This window comes from Streptomyces sp. NPDC026538, from assembly GCF_055567535.1.
On the sequence record NZ_JBVHQG010000006.1, the window covers coordinates 172928 to 191326 of the forward strand.

The following is an 18399-nucleotide window of genomic DNA, read 5'->3' on the forward strand; positions in this document are numbered from 1 at the left end:
ACGGGGCGGACCGTCTCGAAGCGGTGGCGGCCTTGGCTTCGAGACGGTCGGCGTCCACCATCGCGAGTGCCGCGTGTCGAGACGGGCGCGGGTGATCCACCCGACGGTGGACCGGGTGCCGTCACTCCATGCCCACCGCGCCGGGTGCACCCGCCGGACTGGTTGCCCAGTCGTGCGCCGACCGGTCAGGTGATCGCCGGCGTGGTCCCGTCAGGCAGCGCGCAGGCGTCGCCGGCATAGGGGCGTGCAACGATGTGTCCGCCGGCGGCCGTGCAGTCGTCTCTGGAGATGTCCGGAGGCGAGGCTGCCCCGGCGCTGACAGCGCCGACGGCGCTCACGCCGGCAAGGGTTGCCGCGGCCAGGGCGAGGCCCAGGATTCTTCGCATGCGCATGACTTCCTCCTTCTCGCCGGCGCCTTCGTTCGGCCTTCGGGAAGGACAAGTCTCAAGACGACGGCGCCCTCTTACTCAGCATGGGTGCTCCGCATGAGGCCCGCGAGGCGAGGCTGGGCGCCGCACTCGGGCGGTGACTGCCCGGCCCCGGAGAGGGCATGACGTCACCGACCTCGACGGGCCGCATCGGGTACGCCGCGTGCGCATCGGTACGCCGCGCGCATCGGTGGGAGCCGGGCGACGTCGATGTCCTTGGCGTCGAGACTGCCCACCGGGGGCGCGTTGTGGCCGGGCAGGCCGGAAGTTGAGGAGGAGACGGGCCGTACCCGCCTCCGACCGGTGCCGGCGGGCGGCTGCCCTGCGCCGTGCTCTAACGCGGTTCGTGGGCCGCCGCCCGACAGGCACCGGTCGCGGCGCCGCCCGCCACGCCGGCCCCGGTCAGCCCGGTCACACAGCTCTGCAGGTCTCCGACCACGCCACGGCCGCAGGCCGCTGTGACGGAGTCGGAAGCGGTGGCACCGGCCAGTTCGGCCATCTTGGTGCAGGCGGGGATGTCCGCTCGGGCCGCGGGAGCGGCGAGGACCGCACCACCGAGGGTGAGGGTCAGGCCGGTGAGGGCACCGGCGATACGGGTCGACGTGCGCATGGGACGCACCTGCCTTCCGGGTTGGTCGCGCGGTCCTGGTCCCGGCGGGCCGGATCCACGCGGTGAGGCCGCCTGGCGACGCTCGGTGAGTGGTGCCCCCGGCCGGGCGGGCTCGCAGGCTGACCGCACGATTCCGCGTCGCATCCGATGAGCCGCACCGGGACATGGTCGCCAGGCCGAAGCAGAGGGCCCCGGACCGGATGAGACGCACTCGGACCTCCACTCGCGGGCCCCTCACTCCAGCGTCGCATCCTCTCCCCCGCCCGTCCTGGGCATCCGGAGGGGGCGGCCACGCTTGAGTAACTGCGATCGCGCGCAGCGCGGTAGCCGGCCCGTCCGGCCGACCAGGTGGATCGCACGGCCCAGCGTGCTTGCCCGACCTGTCCCCCGCACACCGCCGGGCCCGGGTCGGCGTGGAGCGGCCGGGAGACGACCGGTGGGGTCGTCTCCCGGCCTGACGGTCAGCCGAGGGTGACGGTCGCCGAGGCGGTCAGTCCGCCCGCGGTCACCTTGACGGTGACCGTGCCGGAGCGGACCGCCGTGAGGGTTCCCGCCTCCGGGTCGAGCAGGGCCAGGGTGTGCGAGCCCTGCCCGAGGGTCTTTGCCTCGGACTCCGGCCGCACGACGACGCCGTCGCCGCCCTCCCAGGTGACGCTCGCCGGGAACCGCAGCGGGAACCGCAGACCGAACTCGCTGGTGATGCCCGTCGCGGCGAGCCGGCCCTTGGCGCCCACGGCGATCCGCGGCGGTGCCGACAGCTCGACGCCGTCGATCAGCGGCACGCTCTCGGCCTGCAGCCACTCCCGGGTCTGCGGGCTGGGCTCACCGGCCTTGACCCGGGCCGGCCGCGGGTCGACGGCGACGTGCATCCACCCGAAGAAGCCGCCCTGGTCGGGCGAGCTGTAGGGGGTCTTGCCGACGGCCGGGGTGTTGACCTCCAGCACGCCGTCGGTGCGGGTGACGGCCGCCATGTGCGCGTGGCCGTTGAACAGGGCGATCGGCTTGCCGGACTTCTCACGGAAGTTGGCGAGCCAACGTTGCAGCAGCGCGGCCTCCAACTGGTCCGAGAGCTGCGAGGCGCCGGTTCCGGTCGGGTCGTGCAGCGGGTGGTGGAAGGAGAGCACCACGCCCGTCACCGAGCGGTCGGCCGCCGCCTTGGCAAGCTCGGCCTGGAGCAGCGGCACCTGGTCCCAGTCCGAGGTGCGCATGTCACCGGTGTGGGAGTCGAGCAGGATGAAGCGGGTGCCCTTGTGGTCGAGGATCTGCTTGTTGGGACGGCCGGTCGCGGCGAGGAACGCGTCGAGTCCGCCGGTCGCCGACAGGCCCGCCTCGTGGTTGCCCGGCGTCCAGTACACCGGAAGGTCCGCCGGTACGTGGTCGTGCAGCAGCCCGTTGGCCAGGTCGAAGTCGGCGGGATTGTTGTTGTCGACGAAGTCGCCGTTGATGAGGATGAAGTCCGGCTTGCTGTCGACCGCCTGCCTGAGTGCGATCGCGGCCTGCCGTCCGGAGAAGGAGTTCAGGCCCGCGGCGGCGCTGACGTGCAGGTCGGACAGGACCGCAAAGGTCCAGCGGTGGTCGGGCAGCCCGCCCTGTTCGACCACGTACGGGTCGGACATCGGCCGTTCGGAGTTGTCCGGCTGCTGGCCGACCTGCGCGGCGAGTCCGTCGAAGTCGAGCTGACCGGCGTTCTTGTTGGTCTGCGACGTCTCGGCGATGTAGACGCGCAGCAGGGTCAGGGGCTCGGAGTAGCCGACGGGGATGTCGCCGATGACGCGGCGCCAGCCGGTCCAGTCCACGACGGTGGTGAACGTGAACGGCACGTTCGTGGTGCCCTGCGAGGAGATCATGGCGCGCAGCCAGTGGTTGCGGCCGTCGCCGTTGACCCACAGGGCCAGCCGCCGGGTTCCGGCGGGCAGCGTGATCGGGCCGCCGCCTGCCACTGCGTAGGCCGCGGAGGTGCTGGTCTGGCCGGTGAAGTCGTAGGTCAGCCGCAGGGCGTGGTTGTTCGCGGCGGCGCCGGGGCGGTCCGCGGCGGGGACGAACCCGACGGACGCCGTGCCCTTGGCGGCCAGGGCCGTCCACTTCTCGTTCGGCTCGAACTCGGCCAGGGACACGTCGATCAGGCCGACCGTCACCGGGAGCTTGGCCGTAACTCCCTGCACGGTGGCGGTGATGCTCGCGGTCCGTCCGCCGGCGTCCGCGTCGCCGGTGATCTGGAGGCTGCCGTCGGCGCCGGCCTGCACCGTGAGCACGGTCTTGTCGTAGTCGAGTTCGACGTCGCGCGGCGCGACCGGGGCGTCGAACCCGTCGGCGTCGTAGCCGATCAGGCGGACGCTCGCGGCGGCCCCGGGATCGATGGTGACCGCGCGCTGGGTGAACGCGAGCCGGTGCAGGTCGCCCAGCACGCGCACCTCGTGCCGGCCCTCGGTGGAACCGCTGCGGGCGTGCAGCGTGCCCGCGCCGGGACGGCCGGCGCGGAAGACGCCGTCGCGCACCTTGCCCAGTGAGCCGGGGTGGGCGCTCCACCTGACCGTGTCGTGGTGCAGGACGACGGGCGCCCACGTCTCGTCGTAGCCGGCGGCGGTGAGGTCGAGCGTCAGTCCGGTGATCACACGGTCGGCCTGCGGCCGGACGTCGATGCCGCGCAGCCGGCCCGATCCCTTGGGGCCGAACAGGCCGACGCCGTTGGGCACGGGACGCTCGTTGCCGTCGGAGGGGGTGTTGACGACGCTGACGGCGGCGTCCCCCGGGTGGCGTGCGACGATCTCGGTCGAGCCGCCGCCGTCGAGCATGAACGCCTCGGTGGCGCCGAGGCGCACCAGGAGTCTGGCCATGTCGTCGAAGCTGAGGCCTGCGGAGAAGTTGGCCGATCCGTCGACGGCGACCAGCAGCAGGCGGTGTCCGCCGTCCAGCCAGGCGATGGCGGTGCGGGGCTTGAGCGCGTCGTTGCCGCTGTTGGGCGGGAAGTCGATGGCCGCGCCGTTCTTGACCAACACCGCGCCGCTGCCGAGCGCCATGGTGAGGGCGGCGGGCGCGTCGGTCTGCGGGGCGAACGCCACGGAGACGGTGTCGCCGGGCTTGGCTGAGGCCAGCTGGGCAGCGGCGGCGCCCCTGCCCAGGACGATCATGCCGCCGTCGGGCACCGGGGTGGCGGTGATCTGGTTGTTCACCGTGTTCACCGTGCCGTCCTTGACGACGAGTTCGGTGAACGGCCCGGCGTCCTGGATGAGTGTGCGGTCCGCGGTGCCCCACAGCGGGGTGTAGACGGCGATGCCGTCGTCGGGCACGGAGGCGGAGTTGAGGGCGGCCAGCGGCCGCTTGGTTCCGGCGACGGTGACGGTGCCGGTGAGGACGAGGTCGGCGAGCCGGGCGACCCGGTCGGCGCCGATGGCCGCGACCGTCGCGTGCTGGTTCGTGCCCTTCCGCAGGTGCCCGTCCTGGATCTCCGGGCCCTCGGCCGCGAAGGTCTCGGTGATGTCGAAGTAGTCGCCGTTCACGGCGGCGACGGCGTGCTGGGCGTTCGTGGTCTGCGTGAGGGGGCGCGCCTCGCTCACCTTGTCGGCGATCAGGTCCACGCCGACGGACTCGTTGCCCAGGTCGGCGTTGAGGACGTGAACCCGGGTCCAGCCGGTGCGGCCGAAGGTGTCGAAGGAGGTGAGCACGATCCCGGGCGCCACCGGGTAGTCGACCCGGCCCGCGACGACCGACTCGCCGGACACCGTGAGCTGGTACTGCGGCACGTGGAAGGCGGGGAAGTGCGAAGGCGTGACGGTCGGGGTGCCGGGCACGCTGCCGGGCCGCCCCGCTCCGGGCTGCGGGCTCGCGGAGGCGGTCGCGGTGCCGCCGGTGGCCGCGAGGCCGGCGGCGATCGCGCCGACGATGAGCCCGCGTCTGGAGAGACCCGCTACGCCGTTGTTCTGGTGGTCGTTCATGGGGGGCGACGGTAAGGGTCTAGACCTCCTGGAGATGAACGCCCAGATGAACGTAAAGGTGAGAGCGGGTTTCCGAAAGTACGGGCACATGCGCAGACCAAGCCAACTACCGTGGGTGCAACGGCGGTTCCGCGCCGGACACGCGGAGCGGCCGAGAGCGGTACGCCCGGCGGGCGGATGGAGCAGATGTGCGGCGATACACCTGCATTTGGTGCCCTAAGTCGAGGAGATGTGTCGTGGCCTGTCCGCGTCCACAGTTGTGGGCGTGCTGACCGACCACCACAAGGGCGGCGTCGACATGTCCGAGGCCGCTGCCGAATCGGCCGGCACCGAACGTACGCGAGTCCCCTCGCGGCCGGCCCGCGCAGGCGGCGATGGTGCCACCCGGCCGCCCAGCTCCTAGTCCCGGATGCCCAGGTCCTCCCGCATCAATGTCCGCATCGCCACCAGCCGAGGTTCCGCCTGCCTGACCTCGACGAGCAGGTGCTCGACACTCTCCCCGTCACTCGCGAGGCCGCGATCGATGCGCTTGGCCGCGGCATCCACCCCCGCGAGGACCTTGTTGAGTTCCCGTGACGCCTCCATGATCCGCAGCGGGACGATCATCTGGGCTGCCGCGTAGCGGTCGCGGTAATCCCTGCGGGAATCCTCGAGACGGGTGCGGTCATCGTCGATGTAGACGCCGTCGCGAATACGGTGCAGGGCGTCCTTGAGGAGCGTGTGAAACTGCTCGGAGGCGCGGTTCATGGCCGTGTACGCCTCCCGGCGCTCCTCGAAGGACCGTCTGCGGTCGGCAAGTTCGGCTTCGATGGCGCGCTCGCGTGCATTGAAGCGCTGCGGGAGCACCGCACCGAGGAGAGCCCCGCCGAGGCCCGCCGCCGCAGTGACCGCAGTGACTATCGCGTCTGACATGCGCGGACCCTACCGTGATCCGCACGCCTCGCTGCCCGCCGCCGGAGGCGGAATCCGGTCCCCGAGCGGGCCCTTTCCGATGGTCCGCAAGGGCTTGCGAGCGGGCCGCCGCGTCTGCGTGAAGTCGTGCACCAGCCCCCGCCCCCGATCGGTATCCAGGACAAAGTCGCCAGTGAACGCGGCGAGGTCGTCCACGACCGGGACTTCGACCTCGGCAACCTAGGACGCTGTGCCGTCTCGCGACGTCGCCGCCCACACCACACTCATCCAGTCCCGCTTGCAGACGCGGCCCCTGGCGTCCGGACGGAGGCTGAGGACGGTAGCGGGTTGCTGTCGATGCAGAGCCGGCCCGGCCGTCCGCGGGGCGACCTTGCAACCGCCCTCGGCTGCCGCGTCAACCGTCACCCTGTTCGATGTCCAGATGGATCGGACCCCGAAGAACCGGGCTGGGCCGGTACGGCGGCGGGTCGGCGACCAGCCTGGGGCGGTCGAGGCGGCGTGCCAGCTCGGTCAGCGCGATCTGGGTTTCCCGTCGGGCCATCGGGCCGCCGAAGCACAGGTGGATGCCGCTGCCGAAGCCGAGGTGTTGGTTGTCACGCCGGTCGGGGTCGAAGCGGTCCGGATCCTGGAAGCGCTTCGGATCGCGGCTGCCTGACGCCAGCATCAGCATGATCTGCGAGCCCTGGGGGATGACGGTGTCGGCGACGGTGATGTCGCTGTACGCCGCCCGCCAGGGAATGATCTGTACGGGCGGCTCGTAGCGCAGCAGTTCCTCCACCAGCGGCGCGACCAGGTCCGGTTCGTCACGCAGTCGCTGCAGCACCTGCGGGTGGCGCAGCAGCGTCAGCATGCCGTTGGTGATGAGGTTGACGATGGTCTCGTGGCCGGCGACGAGGAACAGTTTGGCGGTGGCGACGATTTCCGCGTCCGCCATCCGACCGTCGGGCCCGTCGTCGTTGGCCAGCCGTGACAGCAGGCCGTCTCCCGGCCGGACGTGGCGCCGTTCCACCAGCTCGCCGAGGCACTGGAGCAAGTCCTTTCGGGCCTGTACGCCCTTGTCCAGCTTCTCCTTCGGGTCGGTCTCGGGGTCGTAGTCGATCGAGTTCATGATGTCTTTCACCCAGAGGTGGAACCTCGGCTCGTCCTCGCGTGGCACGCCGAGCAAGTGACAGATCACGGTTACGGGGAGCGGGAAGGCGAAGTCGTCGACGACGTCGATCCGCTGCTTGCCCGCCAGGTCGTCGATCAGGCCGCCGACGGTGGCGGTCAGGAAGCCTTCAAGTCCCGTCACCAGCCCAGGGGTGTGCGGGGGGCCGAATTGACGCATCGCCATCCGCCGCAGGCGGTCGTGCTCGGGCGAGTCCATGTGGATGAACGACGACGGGGCCCCTCCCTCGGCTGAGGGCATCGGACACGACAGATTGCGCACGTCGGAACTCAGATGCGGGTCATTCAGTACGTCCGTGATCTCGCGATAGGTGCTGATGACGTAGCTGCCGTCGTCCTGCCGGGCCACCGGCGTTCGGCGCAACTCAGCGTAGAGCGGGTACGGGTCGGCGCGGGAGGAGTAGTCGAAGATCCGTTGCAGCGTGCCGGGCGTCCCGGTCGTGGTCGTCCGGCCGTCTTCCCGCCGATGCCGTGGCACGGCCGTGTCGCGGCGCTCACCCGGGTCGTGGCCTGTGACGACCATCGTGCCGTCCTGCGCGAGCGAGGCGGGGCCAGGGAAGTCGACGGGCACCGGTTTCATGTCGGCCGGCTGGTCCGGCGTGGGGCAGGGGGGCGGGAAAGGTGCGGCCGTCTCGATCAACCGCCGGTAGTGCTCGAGCCACTTGCCGTTGTTGAAGCTCACGGCAGCCGTGACGCGGCCCCGATAGCCATATGCGGTGACGAAACGGTGGTCGTCCAGCGATCCCTGGGTGAGAACGACCTCGTCGGCGAAGGTCGGCACGCCGACGGACTTGATGTTGACGCCGAACTGGATCGACCAGAACAGCGGGATGGACAGGTGGGGCCGGCGGTCCGCCTGGGCGCTGACCATGTTGTGGGCCGCGACCTCGGCCTGCTCCACGGCGTTGGCCCAGTGCTCCAGTGCGATGAGCCGGTCCTCGTAGAAGGGGTTCGGGCAGCGTGCCACGTCTCCCGCGGCGAAGACGTGGTCGGTGACGCGGCCGTGGATGTCCAGGGCCCGGCAGCCCGTGTCACAGGTGATTCCCCACACGCCCGCCGCCAGTCCCGACTCCCGCAGCCACTCCGTGTTGCGGATGCTCCCCAGAGCCACCACCGCCACTTCAGCGTCGACCGTACTGCCGTCGTCGAAGTGCGCACGGCGAAACCGTCCCTGCGCGTCGCCCTCCAGCCGGGCGACCCTGACACCGCACCGCAGGTCGACCCCATGGGCGCGCTGCATGTCCGACGCCGCCTCGCCGATCATGGCGCCGAGCGCCCCGACCAGCGGGGCCGCCGCGAGTTCGGCGACGGTCACCGGGATGTCCCGCTCACGGCAGACCGAGGCGATCTCGGAGCCGGTGAATCCCGCACCGATGACCAGCACGCGCGAGGGCCCGGCGGCGAGGGCCCGTTGAAGGCCCTCGGCATCCTCGCGGGTACGTACGACGAACACCCCGTCCAGGGCCGCCTCGCTCTCCACGGACCACGGCCGGGCCCGTACCCCGGTGGAGATCAGCAGCCGGTCGAAGGGAACCTCGCGGCCGTCGGCGAGACGCACGTGGTTCGTCGCGAGGTCCAGCCCGCTGGCGGGCACGCCCAGCAGCCACCTGGCATCGATGTCGCGGCGGCGGGGCAAAGTGGTGCCCGCGGCCGGCACCCACCCGGTCAGTACCTGCTTGGACAGGGGAGGCCGGTCGTAGGGCTCCCCCAACTCGTCACCGATCATGGTCAACGATCCGGTGAAACCCTCGTCTCGCAGAGCCTCCGCGGCTCGCAGCCCCGCCAGCGAGGCGCCGACGACCACGACGCGGCCGGCGCGCTTGAACGCACGCAGGTTGTCGGCACTGGTCATGACGGCGACGCCTCCGCCGGTGCGTGCCGCGTCTCCAGATGGTCGACCAGGATCGCCTGGACCGGGCAGGCCGCCGCGGCGCGTAGCACCTGGTCACGCCAGGCGTCGTCGGGGTTCGGGTCGTACATGAGCGCTTCCTCACCGTGCATCCGGAACGCCTCCGGAGCCAGGAACGCGCACTGCGCATACCCCTCACATCGGGAGAGATCAACGACCACCTTCACCCCGACCTCCACGGGAGTGGGAGCTTGAGACCCTCAAGCCGGCGCCACTCCTGCGCGCAGCGAGGGATGATCCGGCCGCTGCCCACCGCCGCGCAGTGCGAGAGGGTGCCGCGCGCTCGTCGGATCTCCATGGAAAGAATTGGTCATCGCGGCTGAAACGACCGGCGCCTGATCAGAGACGCTTCCGTGGCTGCGGCGCATTCTGCTTATGTGAGCGGCGCTCTTCTGGATTTCCGTTTCGAGGGAAGTGTGTGGCACGGTGCGGAAGTGTGTGGCACGGTGCGCCGGAATACCGTCAGAGAATCAGCGTAACAGCGGCACCGATACCGGCGAGTCCAGCGTTGATCGATGAGCTGGACGCAGGCCAGAGACCGGTCCTTCACTTCTTCGGCTGCCGGGAGTACTCGCCTAGGATCAGCAGAAATCAAGCACCGATCAGGGCGGATGCCGACAGAGCATGGCGGGCGACACCCACCTCGGCGTGCCTCTCAGTCTCACGCGCACAGCAACGTGATCAAATAGGGCATGGAATCGTCCTGGACTGGTAATCGGGTACGCCTGCGCGCTATCGAACCCGACGACTGGACAGCGTTCATACGCTTCGCCGACGACGGGCAACAAGGAAGCCGGCTGGGTCTGCCGCGGTCCGCCGAGAGCTACCGCGCCTGGGCGATGGAGCAAGCTCATGCCAAATGCAAAGAAGACCGCTTCCGCTTGGTGGTCGAAGCGACGGCCACGGGAGAGTTGGTTGGCACAGTCGGCTCGCACCGCACCGGCCTTCGTTCAGGCTGGTTCGAGTTGGATGTCACGATCGGCGCTGACCACCGGCGTAAGGGCTACGCGACAGAAGCCGTGGTACTGCTGCTGCGCTTCATGTTTGCCGAGCGTCGCTATCACAAATGCCTGGCGGCAATCTTCGCCCACAACGAGGCATCGCTGGCACTTTTTCGTCGGCTCGGCTTCTCCGAGGAGGGGCGCTTGCGGGAACACGTCTTCTTCGCCGGCCGGCACCACGACCTCGTCATGATGGGCATGCTCGCCGACGAGTTCGACCAGCGAAACACGATGAGCGAACGATGAGCCGGTCATCCAGGCGTGTGCGGAACGGAACTTCGCACTTGATCAACGTTCGCTGTTCGCCCGTGGAGGCGGCCTGTTCCCGAAAGCAGGATCGCCCTCAGCCGCGCAAGGTGGCGCGCAGGCGCAGGCCGACAGTTGCGAGACCTTCGAGGGTGGTGACCTGGTAGCTGGGGTCCGGTCCGGGCGGCTCGCTCAAGTGGTAGCAGCGGGCGGTCTGCGCCGTCAGGAGCGTCAGCATCGCCATGGCCAGAGCGGCTCCCTCGCAGCCGTGCGGCCCGGTACCGAAAGAGAGGAAGACCCCGGGTTTCGCCGATGAGCCCGAATCGTCGAGCCAGCGCTCGGGCTGGAACCGGTCAGGCTCGGAATACTCCCGTACGTCGCGGTGGGCGGTGTAGGGGCAGACGAGAACGGTGGACCCGGCGTCGATGGTGTAGTCGGCGAGCTGAGTCTGTCGCGAGGCGCGCCGAGTCAGTAGCCAACTCGGGGGATACAGCCGGAGCACCTCACTCACCAGTGCCTGGGTGTATCGCAGGCTGCCGAGGTGGGTGCTGGTCGTCGCGGCCGGGTCCGCGGGCAGCGCGGCGGCTTCGGCCGCGACGCGGCCCGCTGCCTGAGGGTGCCTGGCCAGGTGGAGCAGGATCCATCCGGCTGCCCGGGAAGGGGTCTCGAAGGTGGCGACGGTGATTCCGGGGAGAGTATCGAGGATCGCCTCTTCCGGCAGTAGGCCGTAGTGGGGGGAGGTCTGGAGCATCTGTCCCAGCATGTCGTCACCGAGCCGGCCGGATTCACGACGTCGGCGGACGATGGGCCGCAAGGCGTCGGTGAAGGCGACTTGCTGCCGTGTGCGGAACCGCCGTGCCGGTGTGGGGATCCAGCGCGGCCATACCCAACGCGAGGGGCGTACGAGCACCTCCCGGGCCAGGAAGAGCTGGGAGGCATAGGGCAGCAGGGTGGGAGCGTCCTCCGAGAAGAGGTAGTTCACTCCGATCTCTGCCAGGGCGTGCCGGACCGGGGGCAGAATCTCGATGTCCTGACCCGTGGGCCACTGGTCGGCGAATCGAGCGGTCCTGGGCGCGATCTCACCGATCCGGGCTGCAACCGCCTGCGCACGGAGTCCGCGCATACGGGCCGCGTGAGCGAGCGCACGCTCCTCGGGTGTCGGTGCTCCGCTCGACCGCTTCAACGGCGGGAAGAGAGGCGAGGATCCTTTGGGGAAGTCCTGCGCGCGGCGCAGTACTGCTTCACACGGCCCGGCCGCGGCGGCTACGTAGACTCCCGGCTCCAGCTGCCAGACGTCCCCGCACTCCTCAGCGCCACGGCGCGCACATGCCAGCCGGTCGCGGCTCCAGGCCGCGAAGCTGCCTCCGGGCAACCGTGGCGGCTCATTCGTTCGGCCCATGAGATCGTCCCTGGCTCTCGTACCTGTCCAGGCCGATGCCGTCGGCAGCGTGGCTGGGCACTGGCGGGCACCCGGGGGCGCCCGCCAGCAGTGCGGTCAGTCCTAGTCGTCGCCGGCGTACGCATCCCATTCGTGGGCCCCGTACGCACCGTAGTGGCGGGTGAAGGACAGCTTGCCGAGCAGCTTGGCGATCATGGTGCGCTCCTCTCGCCTGCCTGCAGCACCAAAAGCCACACTTGACATACTGCCACACATGCCATATTCGCGATATCGGACTCATTTCGGACATCGGCCGCACGCATCCACTACTGATCACCATATTTGCGGTGGGCGGCCTTGTGGTCTCGGCGGCCCTGCCGGTCGGGATGGGCGTCGACCGGCGGCTACCGGATCTCGATACGGAGGAAGCCGAGCAGGCGCCAACTTGGTCACAGCGCCCCCTGAGCACCGCTCCAACGCCCGCCGCAGCAGCTCGTACGGCTTCACGGCCACCTGTCCGTCGGGGCCCGCACCGGGCCCATGCCCTCCACGTGGTACGGGCGGCAACGCACCGAATGTTCCTCGGTAGCGCTCACCACCTGAATCGGCATCATGACCAGGCCGAAGCTGATCGCCCCGGACCAGATGCTCCGGGGCATCGCAGACCTTCGTGACAGGGCCCGGACCCACTCAGGCAACGGTCTCCCCCACAGCCCGGCCCTCCCGTCACCGGGCGAGCGCGTCCTCCACCGTCGGCCGGACCTCCAGGACGGTGTCCGCTCCCGTCAGCTCCAGAACCCGCGCAAGCGCGGGCGCGGGCCTGGCCACCCGCAGCACGGCCGCCCGGTGGAAGTGCAGCAGCAGGTTCAGGACCGTCGAATCCGCGAAGGTGAGGCCGGCAGCATCCACCACCACCCTGGCGTGCGTCCGCGCACCAGCCTCCAGCGCCGCCGACAGGGCAGGCGTCGAGTTCAGATCGAAGGCGCCGAAGACGGCCACCACCCACGCGTCGCCCTGCTCGCGCTGCACGAGGTGGGGCAGCGACGCCGCGTGCCCTGTGGTCGGATCCGGCGGCCTGTCCTCACCGCTCTCGGAACTCATGCCGGTGAGTATGTCGTGAAGATCCCGCCTGCGCGAGAGGCCGGCGCAGGGCCGTAGCCGCGCACACCGGGCGGGTCCCGGACTCCTGGGGCCGGTGGCCGCATCCCTGGCGCCGGTGACCGCCCTGCTGCCGGCACGGGACGGACCCTCTAGAATCGAACGCATGAACGAGTTGCCGCCCGATCCCCCGCGCCTGCGCGCGATCCTGGCGCACCTCGACAAGCAGATCGCCGACACCGAAACCGTCGCCACCTACCTGCGTCTCCAGCACCGCGACGTCCTGGCGGCGATCTCCCGCGCCGAACGCAAGGCGACCCCACGCCCTGCACCATCAGCACCGCAGCGGCCCCCAACTCCCACGCTCGCCCCCGCCGGCCGCCGCGATTCCGGAAGCCGCCCACCGAGCCGCTTCATCATCGAACGACCCACGGGCACCTCAAAGGCCGCGCTCATCCACACCAGCACCTGCCTCAGGGGCTTCACGGGCAGCCGGCCCATCGCGGCCGACGCCGTCCGCCAGGCGCTCGTGAATGACCCCAAGGGCTTCACAGCCTGCGACGCCTGCCGTCCGGACACCGAGTTGGGCATCGACGTCACTTGACCGGCCAGGACGCACGCTCCAACAAATGCCCCGCCGCCCTGGCGCCGGCCCTCACGCTCCGGGCAGTCTGCATGTCCCCGCGCCACCTTCCAGCAGGGGGTGGCGGTAGGACCACCCCCCATCCGGTGTCCAGGCCCAGCGACCAGCGTCGCCGCGAGCGTCAAGGTTGACCTCGTCGGCAATGAGCCAGCGAGAAACCCAGCAACGGACGCCTCAGGGGGACACTCATGAACGAAATCATCGCCAGGCGACTGACAGGCCTCACGTGCATCGCCGCCGCGACCGCCTTCATCGTCGAAGTGCCGCTGTACTTCATCTACTCCGGCCCGCCGCCGGACTCGAACGTCCTGGCCCGGTTGCTGATCGGAATCGTCGCGCTGGCGTTCCTGATCGTGTTCGTGACAGCCTTCCGTGAACTGGTCAAGCGCGTGAACCCCGCCTATGAATGGGTCGGCACGATGGCCTTCGCCACCGGGCTGGTTTACGCGACGATCACCCTGGTCTCCAGTGGTCTGGAGGCCGGCGCGGTCATCGCCGCCGACCACTCGATCGACCCGACCATTGCGGTCAGCGGCACCTACATCCTCTACGGAGCGATCGGCCGCCTCATGCTCGCGGCCTTCTTGATCACGGTGGGCTACGGCGTCTGTCGTACGGACCTGCTGCCGCGCTGGACCGGCCGCTCGGCCTACGTCCTGGCCGGGGTCAACCTGATCTTCGTACCGTCCCTGTTCTTCGGCAACAACCCCGCGCACTTCTACGCGGCGAACGGCTGGGGCACCACCGCCCTGATGGGCGCGATCCTCAGCTACTGGCTGCTTGCCCTGGGCATCTCCACCTACCGCAGCGCCGCACGGCATTCAGCCGCCGGCCTACCGGCCCGGCAACACTGACGCCGCCTGCGCAGGAGACGGTCGCGGTGCCCGACCTTCAGGCCGGGCACCGCGGCCTGCCCGGTCGCACTCACCTGCCGGACCGTGCGGCAGCGCGTCGCCCCGCGCCGTGACACGGATCGCGTCGACGAGTTCGCCGGGACGCATGTCCATGGGCAGGAAGTCGCTCGTCCCGGCTCGCAGAGCGCCGCCCATCTGCGCGTCCACCTCCCAGGTGGTCAGCCCGAGCGCCAGGGCTCCGCTGCCCCCGCGATCCGCCGGGTCGCCTCAACGCAATCCACGACGGGCATCGACGGCTTGGCGCCTTCGCCGCTGTCGCCACCAGCTCTCAGGCTGCTGTGGCGACAACTGGTTCCAGTCGGCGCACCTGGTCCCGGTTGCGCCGCAGCAGGGGGCGTTCGATCAGGGCGTACGAAGCGAGGGCCACAGCAAATGTCGCCGCCAGGCCGGCGGCGAGCAGCCGGCCGCCGTGCACACCGAGGTCGTGGAGCAGCCGGATGACCGGGTAGTGCCACAGGTACATCCCGTAGCTGAGGTTGCGCCCGACCCACGCCGGCGCGGCCAGCGACAGCAGACGGGAGGGCCACGCCTGTGGGCACAGTTCCAGTGCGGCCACCACACAGGCCGACAGGACAGCGGCGGCCAGGAATCCGACCGTGTACCAGACCGGACTCCACCCGGTGGCCTCGGTGATCGGAATCTGCCAGGCAATGACTCCCAGCAACGCCAGCGCCGGCCACCCGAGCCGTCCCGCCCATCGGCGCAGCAGTGCCAGGCGGGGGTCGTCGGCTCGGAGCCGGGCCAGAACGACAGCCAGCAGCGCGCCGACGAGGAGCTGGTCGGCACGGGTGTCCGGGCCGTTGTAGATGCGGTGCGTCGCCGCGGGGTCCCAGAGCACCGTCCGCCAGAGCACCGGCAGGACGCACAGCGCCGCGACCCAGGCCAGCACCGCCCGCGCGGACACGCGCCGCAGCAGCACCAGCAGGAGCAGCGGCCAGGCCAGGTAGAACTGCTCCTCCACCCCCAGGGACCAGGTGTGACCGAGTGGCGCGGTGAGATCCGCGAACGTCCCGGGGTCCGCGGCCCGAACGAGGTTGACCACCGAACCTGCGGCCAGCACCGCCGCCACCCACGCCCCGTCGAACAGCGGCAATGAGAGCGCCACGGACAGCAAGGCGGTGACCGCACACATCACCAGCAGGGCCGGCATCAGCCGCAGCCACCGTCGCCGGTAGAACGACCGCAGCCCGATCCGGCCGGTACGGGCCCACTCGGCGACCAGCAGTCGGGTGATGACGAACCCGCTGATCGTGAAGAACACGTCCACGCCGACCGAGCCCCCGGGCACCAGGTCCGGCTCCACGTGGTACACGATCACCAGCAGCACGGCGATCGTCCGCAACCCGTCCAGCCCCGCCACCCGCCCACCCCGACGCAGAGCCGACGAGAAGCCCCGCCCGCCGCCCTTGCCCCGTTCCGCCGATGGGGGGACGACCTGAAGAGTCGCTCGCGCGTCCGGGGTCTGCTCCGTGACCTCGTCCGCCGTGCTCCGATAGAGGGTGCTCATGACCGCTGCAACTGCCCAGACGCAGTGGGATCACACAAATTCTCATGTTCCCCACAGATCAGCGCCGCTTGCCGGCCGCCTGGCTGGGCGCTGAGCCGAACGTCGGTCAGCCAGCCCGTCACCTTGAAATGGTCAGGACTTGTGGATCGGTTGAGGCGGGTCAGCCCCGGCGACCTGACTGGAGACCGAGGATCCCGGGAGCAGCACGGTGCCCGGCGACGTGTCGACGACGGTGACACTCCAGCCGACGGTTCCGCTCTGGGCGATGAACACCGAGTGTGATCCACCGCCGACCGGGAAGACGGCGGTCGACGGGTTGAAGCCCGGCCCACTGATCACGAGCGCGACCTCGGCCGTGTTGGACACGCAGGCCGCGCTCCACTGCACCAGGGCGTGGTGACCGTAGACCACAGGGCTGGGCGTCACCGAGATGGTGGCGGTCGCGGTGGCCGCGCAGTGGAGAACAAGCTGAGAAGTCATCCCGACAGGCAGGTGGTTCGTCTACGCGCCCTGCCAGTGGGGACGCACAGTGCAGGTGCGACGATGCGGGCATGCGTGAGTTGAGCCAGCTGATCGACGTCGAGGAACCGGCCTGGCCGGAACTCAGAGAGACACTTGGCGCAGGCCCGGTGTCTGTCGAGGTGCTTCCACCCGACAGCGATCTGGGTAGGGCGTCCATCCTCCAGTTGCAGGTCACGGCCGGGTCATACCTGGGTGCGGTGGTACTGCACTGCGGTGGTCTGCTGGTGGACGACGGATGGTTGCGGGTCTTCGGCAGCCCCGAAAGGGGAGCTGCGCACGGAGTGCCGGGCCTGGCCTGCATGAATCAGTTCCCAGCAACGTTCGATCCGGGTTGGCGATCGCAGACCGGCCTGGTGGTGGCACACGACGTACTGGGCGGCGTCTTCGCTCTCAACGGCGCCGCTCCCGCTGACGCCGGCCGTCCCGGCACCCCTGGCGAGGTTGTCTACTTCGCCCCGGATGCCCTTCGCTGGGAGGCTCTGGGTGTCGGTCATTCGACGTGGGTGGCCTGGCTGGTGTCCGGGGCACTCGATGACTTCTACGCCGATCTACGGTGGCCCGGCTGGAAGGAGGAGGTCCGCGCGCTGACCAATAGCCAGGGTCTGTCAATGTTCCCGCCGTTGTGGTCCGCCGAGGCGCGTCAGGACATCTCCGCGACCAGCCGCCGCGGCGTTCCCATGAGAGAGCTGCTCGGTGTCGCGCGGGACTCATGCCGGCAGTTCGACGGTGTTGATCCGGGCTTTCTCGGCGCCGTGTGAAATCGGCCGCCCCGTTCAGCCGACGAGCAGCGGAGGGGAGTGCGGTGGCGATGCCCGCGAACGCAGCGAACCGGCCTGACCGCCCGGGGAAGGACCAGTTCAGTGGGTACGGAGGTGGGGACAACCCCATGGGGTGGTGGGGGCTCGGCCCCCCAGGAGGTCTGGGGCTGACAGGCTGGTCCCGGTACGACGGCCGTAGCGAGACTCGACCGCATGACAACTTCCTCCGGCGCCTCGGTGGCGACCGCATCGGCCGCCGTGCGTTCCCGCGGACAACGCCCCGACGGCGGCAGCGACTTCGCACGGCTGTCCCAGCGCATCACCGAGGCAGGTCTGCTCCGGCGGCGCAAGGGTTACTACATCGTGCGGCTCACTCTGGTGACCGGGCTGCTGGCGGTGGGTTGGGCAGCCTTCGTGGCGCTGGGCGACACGTGGTGGCAGTTGGTGGTCGCCGCCTCGATGGCCCTGATCTTCGGTCAGATCGCGCTGGTGGCCCACGACCTGGCGCACCGGCAGGTGTTCCGGCAGCAGCGATCGAGCGCGGTCTGGGGCCGGCTCTTCGGCAACCTCGGCATCGGCATGAGCTACGGCTGGTGGATGAACAAGCACACCCGTCACCACGCCAACCCCAACCACGAGGAACTCGACCCCGATGTCGCCCCGGACATCCTGGTGTGGTCCGCCGAGCAGGCCCGCAACAGCAACGGTCTGGCCCGTTTCATCGGCGGCCACCAGGCGTTCTTGTTCTTCCCGCTGCTGACGCTGGAGGGCTTCAACCTGCACGTGGCGAGCGTGCGGGCGCTGTTCTCGCCGTCCATGAAGAGCCGTCGGCTCGAGGGCGGCCTGCTCTTTCTGCACATGGCGGGCTACCTGTCCGCACTGTTCCTGCTGCTCTCCCCCGGCAAGGCGATAGCGTTCCTCGCCGTGCACCAGTGCCTTTTCGGTGTGTATCTCGGCAGCGTCTTCGCTCCCAACCACAAGGGCATGCCCACCTTCAGCGGCGACGACCGACCCGACTTCCTGCGTCGCCAGGTACTCACCTCCCGCAACGTGCGAGGCGGCCGGCTCATCGACCTGATGCTCGGCGGCCTCAACTACCAGATCGAGCACCATCTGTTCCCGAGCATGCCCTCTCCTCATCTGCGGCGGGCCCAGGTCGTCGTAAGCGCGTACTGCGAGGAGATCGGCGTGCCCTACCACGAGACGGGGCTGCTCCAGTCCTACCGCGAGGCTCTCACACACCTGCACCGGGTGGGGGCACCCATCAGACGGCAGCGGAAGGCGTCCTGACAGCGAGCGGCCGGCGACGCCGCGGGTAGGCGCGCCCCTGGCCCGGTCCGGAAGTCGAAAGCGCAGGGCTGCGCGCGCTTGTCT

General features: G+C 69.9%; 15 protein-coding genes and 2 pseudogenes. 5 read left to right on the plus strand and 12 right to left on the minus strand.

The genetic code is table 11. From position 1 onward, the window contains the following. Nucleotides 1–185: 185 nt before the first annotated feature. From ACZ4N4_RS24590 to ACZ4N4_RS24620, 7 genes and pseudogenes are all read right to left on the minus strand, one after another. On the minus strand, nt 186–392 hold the full coding sequence (locus ACZ4N4_RS24590; protein WP_467592115.1) for a hypothetical protein: 207 nt from the start codon (nt 390–392) through the stop codon (nt 186–188). A 370-nt stretch (nt 393–762) separates the two neighbouring features. Beyond that, nucleotides 763–1038: a hypothetical protein gene (locus tag ACZ4N4_RS24595; RefSeq protein WP_351740390.1), complete on the minus strand. Its 276-nt coding sequence runs from the start codon at nt 1036–1038 to the stop codon at nt 763–765. A gap of 461 nt (nt 1039–1499) precedes the next feature. After that, the gene (locus ACZ4N4_RS24600; protein ID WP_467592117.1) at nt 1500–4970 is read right to left on the minus strand and encodes a phosphodiester glycosidase family protein; all 3471 of its coding nucleotides are present in this window, start codon (nt 4968–4970) and stop codon (nt 1500–1502) included. A gap of 399 nt (nt 4971–5369) precedes the next feature. Next, nucleotides 5370–5882: a hypothetical protein gene (locus ACZ4N4_RS24605; RefSeq protein WP_453574237.1), complete on the minus strand. Its 513-nt coding sequence runs from the start codon at nt 5880–5882 to the stop codon at nt 5370–5372. A gap of 394 nt (nt 5883–6276) precedes the next feature. Further along, a complete protein-coding gene (locus ACZ4N4_RS24610; protein WP_467592815.1) occupies nt 6277–7290 on the minus strand; it encodes a cytochrome P450 in 1014 nt (337 codons plus the stop codon). A gap of 231 nt (nt 7291–7521) precedes the next feature. Next, a pseudogene (locus ACZ4N4_RS24615) lies at nt 7522–8901 on the minus strand (NAD(P)/FAD-dependent oxidoreductase); the annotation flags it as partial. Next, nucleotides 8898–9125: a ferredoxin gene (locus tag ACZ4N4_RS24620; RefSeq protein WP_467592119.1), complete on the minus strand. Its 228-nt coding sequence runs from the start codon at nt 9123–9125 to the stop codon at nt 8898–8900. The gene ACZ4N4_RS24620 and the pseudogene ACZ4N4_RS24615, both read right to left, overlap by 4 nt. Nucleotides 9126–9650: 525 nt before the next feature. Here ACZ4N4_RS24620 and ACZ4N4_RS24625 point away from each other — a divergent pair. Then, nucleotides 9651–10205, plus strand: a complete 555-nt coding sequence (locus ACZ4N4_RS24625; RefSeq protein WP_467592121.1) for a GNAT family N-acetyltransferase — start codon at nt 9651–9653, stop codon at nt 10203–10205. 97 nt (nt 10206–10302) lie between these two features. Here ACZ4N4_RS24625 and ACZ4N4_RS24630 read toward each other — a convergent pair whose 3' ends face one another. The 3 genes and pseudogenes from ACZ4N4_RS24630 to ACZ4N4_RS24640 all read right to left on the minus strand — a co-directional run bounded on the left by ACZ4N4_RS24630 (nt 10303) and on the right by ACZ4N4_RS24640 (nt 12684). Further along, the gene (locus tag ACZ4N4_RS24630; protein WP_467592123.1) at nt 10303–11328 is read right to left on the minus strand and encodes a cytochrome P450; all 1026 of its coding nucleotides are present in this window, start codon (nt 11326–11328) and stop codon (nt 10303–10305) included. Nucleotides 11329–12110: 782 nt separating this feature from the next. Next, nucleotides 12111–12242: pseudogene (locus ACZ4N4_RS24635) on the minus strand (Ku protein); the annotation flags it as partial. A gap of 67 nt (nt 12243–12309) precedes the next feature. Then, nucleotides 12310–12684: an STAS domain-containing protein gene (locus tag ACZ4N4_RS24640; protein ID WP_453574245.1), complete on the minus strand. Its 375-nt coding sequence runs from the start codon at nt 12682–12684 to the stop codon at nt 12310–12312. Nucleotides 12685–12847: 163 nt separating this feature from the next. Between ACZ4N4_RS24640 and ACZ4N4_RS24645 the strand changes: the two genes are divergently transcribed. Together ACZ4N4_RS24645 and ACZ4N4_RS24650 are read left to right on the plus strand one after the other, a co-directional pair. Beyond that, entirely contained in the window at nt 12848–13285 is a 438-nt protein-coding gene (locus ACZ4N4_RS24645) for a DUF6233 domain-containing protein (protein WP_467592125.1), read from the plus strand. Between the two features lie 227 nt (nt 13286–13512). Then, nucleotides 13513–14178 (plus strand): hypothetical protein, encoded by a 666-nt coding sequence (locus ACZ4N4_RS24650; RefSeq protein ID WP_467592127.1) that lies wholly within the window; start codon nt 13513–13515, stop codon nt 14176–14178. 328 nt (nt 14179–14506) lie between these two features. On the opposite strand, the gene ACZ4N4_RS24655 is transcribed toward ACZ4N4_RS24650, so the two are convergent. Together ACZ4N4_RS24655 and ACZ4N4_RS24660 are read right to left on the minus strand one after the other, a co-directional pair. Then, nucleotides 14507–15745 (minus strand): acyltransferase family protein, encoded by a 1239-nt coding sequence (locus ACZ4N4_RS24655; RefSeq protein ID WP_467592129.1) that lies wholly within the window; start codon nt 15743–15745, stop codon nt 14507–14509. 132 nt (nt 15746–15877) lie between these two features. Further along, the gene (locus tag ACZ4N4_RS24660) at nt 15878–16225 is read right to left on the minus strand and encodes a hypothetical protein (protein ID WP_467592131.1); all 348 of its coding nucleotides are present in this window, start codon (nt 16223–16225) and stop codon (nt 15878–15880) included. A gap of 71 nt (nt 16226–16296) precedes the next feature. Between ACZ4N4_RS24660 and ACZ4N4_RS24665 the strand changes: the two genes are divergently transcribed. After that, complete coding sequence (locus tag ACZ4N4_RS24665) at nt 16297–17025, plus strand: DUF2625 domain-containing protein (RefSeq protein WP_467592133.1); 729 nt, start codon at nt 16297–16299, stop codon at nt 17023–17025. A gap of 213 nt (nt 17026–17238) precedes the next feature. Then, entirely contained in the window at nt 17239–18315 is a 1077-nt protein-coding gene (locus ACZ4N4_RS24670; protein ID WP_467592135.1) for a fatty acid desaturase family protein, read from the plus strand. Nucleotides 18316–18399 lie beyond the last annotated feature (84 nt).

Excerpts from the sequence above, each read along its gene's own strand:
- ACZ4N4_RS24590 (WP_467592115.1), bottom strand. The coding sequence starts at position 392 with ATGCGCATGCGAAGAATCCTGGGCCTCGCCCTGGCCGCGGCAACCCTT.
- ACZ4N4_RS24595 (WP_351740390.1), bottom strand. The coding sequence starts at position 1,038 with ATGCGCACGTCGACCCGTATCGCCGGTGCCCTCACCGGCCTGACCCTC.
- ACZ4N4_RS24600 (WP_467592117.1), bottom strand. The coding sequence starts at position 4,970 with ATGAACGACCACCAGAACAACGGCGTAGCGGGTCTCTCCAGACGCGGG.
- ACZ4N4_RS24605 (WP_453574237.1), bottom strand. The coding sequence starts at position 5,882 with ATGTCAGACGCGATAGTCACTGCGGTCACTGCGGCGGCGGGCCTCGGC.
- ACZ4N4_RS24610 (WP_467592815.1), bottom strand. The coding sequence starts at position 7,290 with ATGCCCTCAGCCGAGGGAGGGGCCCCGTCGTCGTTCATCCACATGGAC.
- ACZ4N4_RS24625 (WP_467592121.1), top strand. The coding sequence starts at position 9,651 with ATGGAATCGTCCTGGACTGGTAATCGGGTACGCCTGCGCGCTATCGAA.
- ACZ4N4_RS24630 (WP_467592123.1), bottom strand. The coding sequence starts at position 11,328 with ATGCGCGGACTCCGTGCGCAGGCGGTTGCAGCCCGGATCGGTGAGATC.
- ACZ4N4_RS24640 (WP_453574245.1), bottom strand. The coding sequence starts at position 12,684 with ATGAGTTCCGAGAGCGGTGAGGACAGGCCGCCGGATCCGACCACAGGG.
- ACZ4N4_RS24645 (WP_467592125.1), top strand. The coding sequence starts at position 12,848 with ATGAACGAGTTGCCGCCCGATCCCCCGCGCCTGCGCGCGATCCTGGCG.
- ACZ4N4_RS24650 (WP_467592127.1), top strand. The coding sequence starts at position 13,513 with ATGAACGAAATCATCGCCAGGCGACTGACAGGCCTCACGTGCATCGCC.
- ACZ4N4_RS24655 (WP_467592129.1), bottom strand. The coding sequence starts at position 15,745 with ATGAGCACCCTCTATCGGAGCACGGCGGACGAGGTCACGGAGCAGACC.
- ACZ4N4_RS24660 (WP_467592131.1), bottom strand. The coding sequence starts at position 16,225 with ATGACTTCTCAGCTTGTTCTCCACTGCGCGGCCACCGCGACCGCCACC.
- ACZ4N4_RS24665 (WP_467592133.1), top strand. The coding sequence starts at position 16,297 with ATGCGTGAGTTGAGCCAGCTGATCGACGTCGAGGAACCGGCCTGGCCG.
- ACZ4N4_RS24670 (WP_467592135.1), top strand. The coding sequence starts at position 17,239 with ATGACAACTTCCTCCGGCGCCTCGGTGGCGACCGCATCGGCCGCCGTG.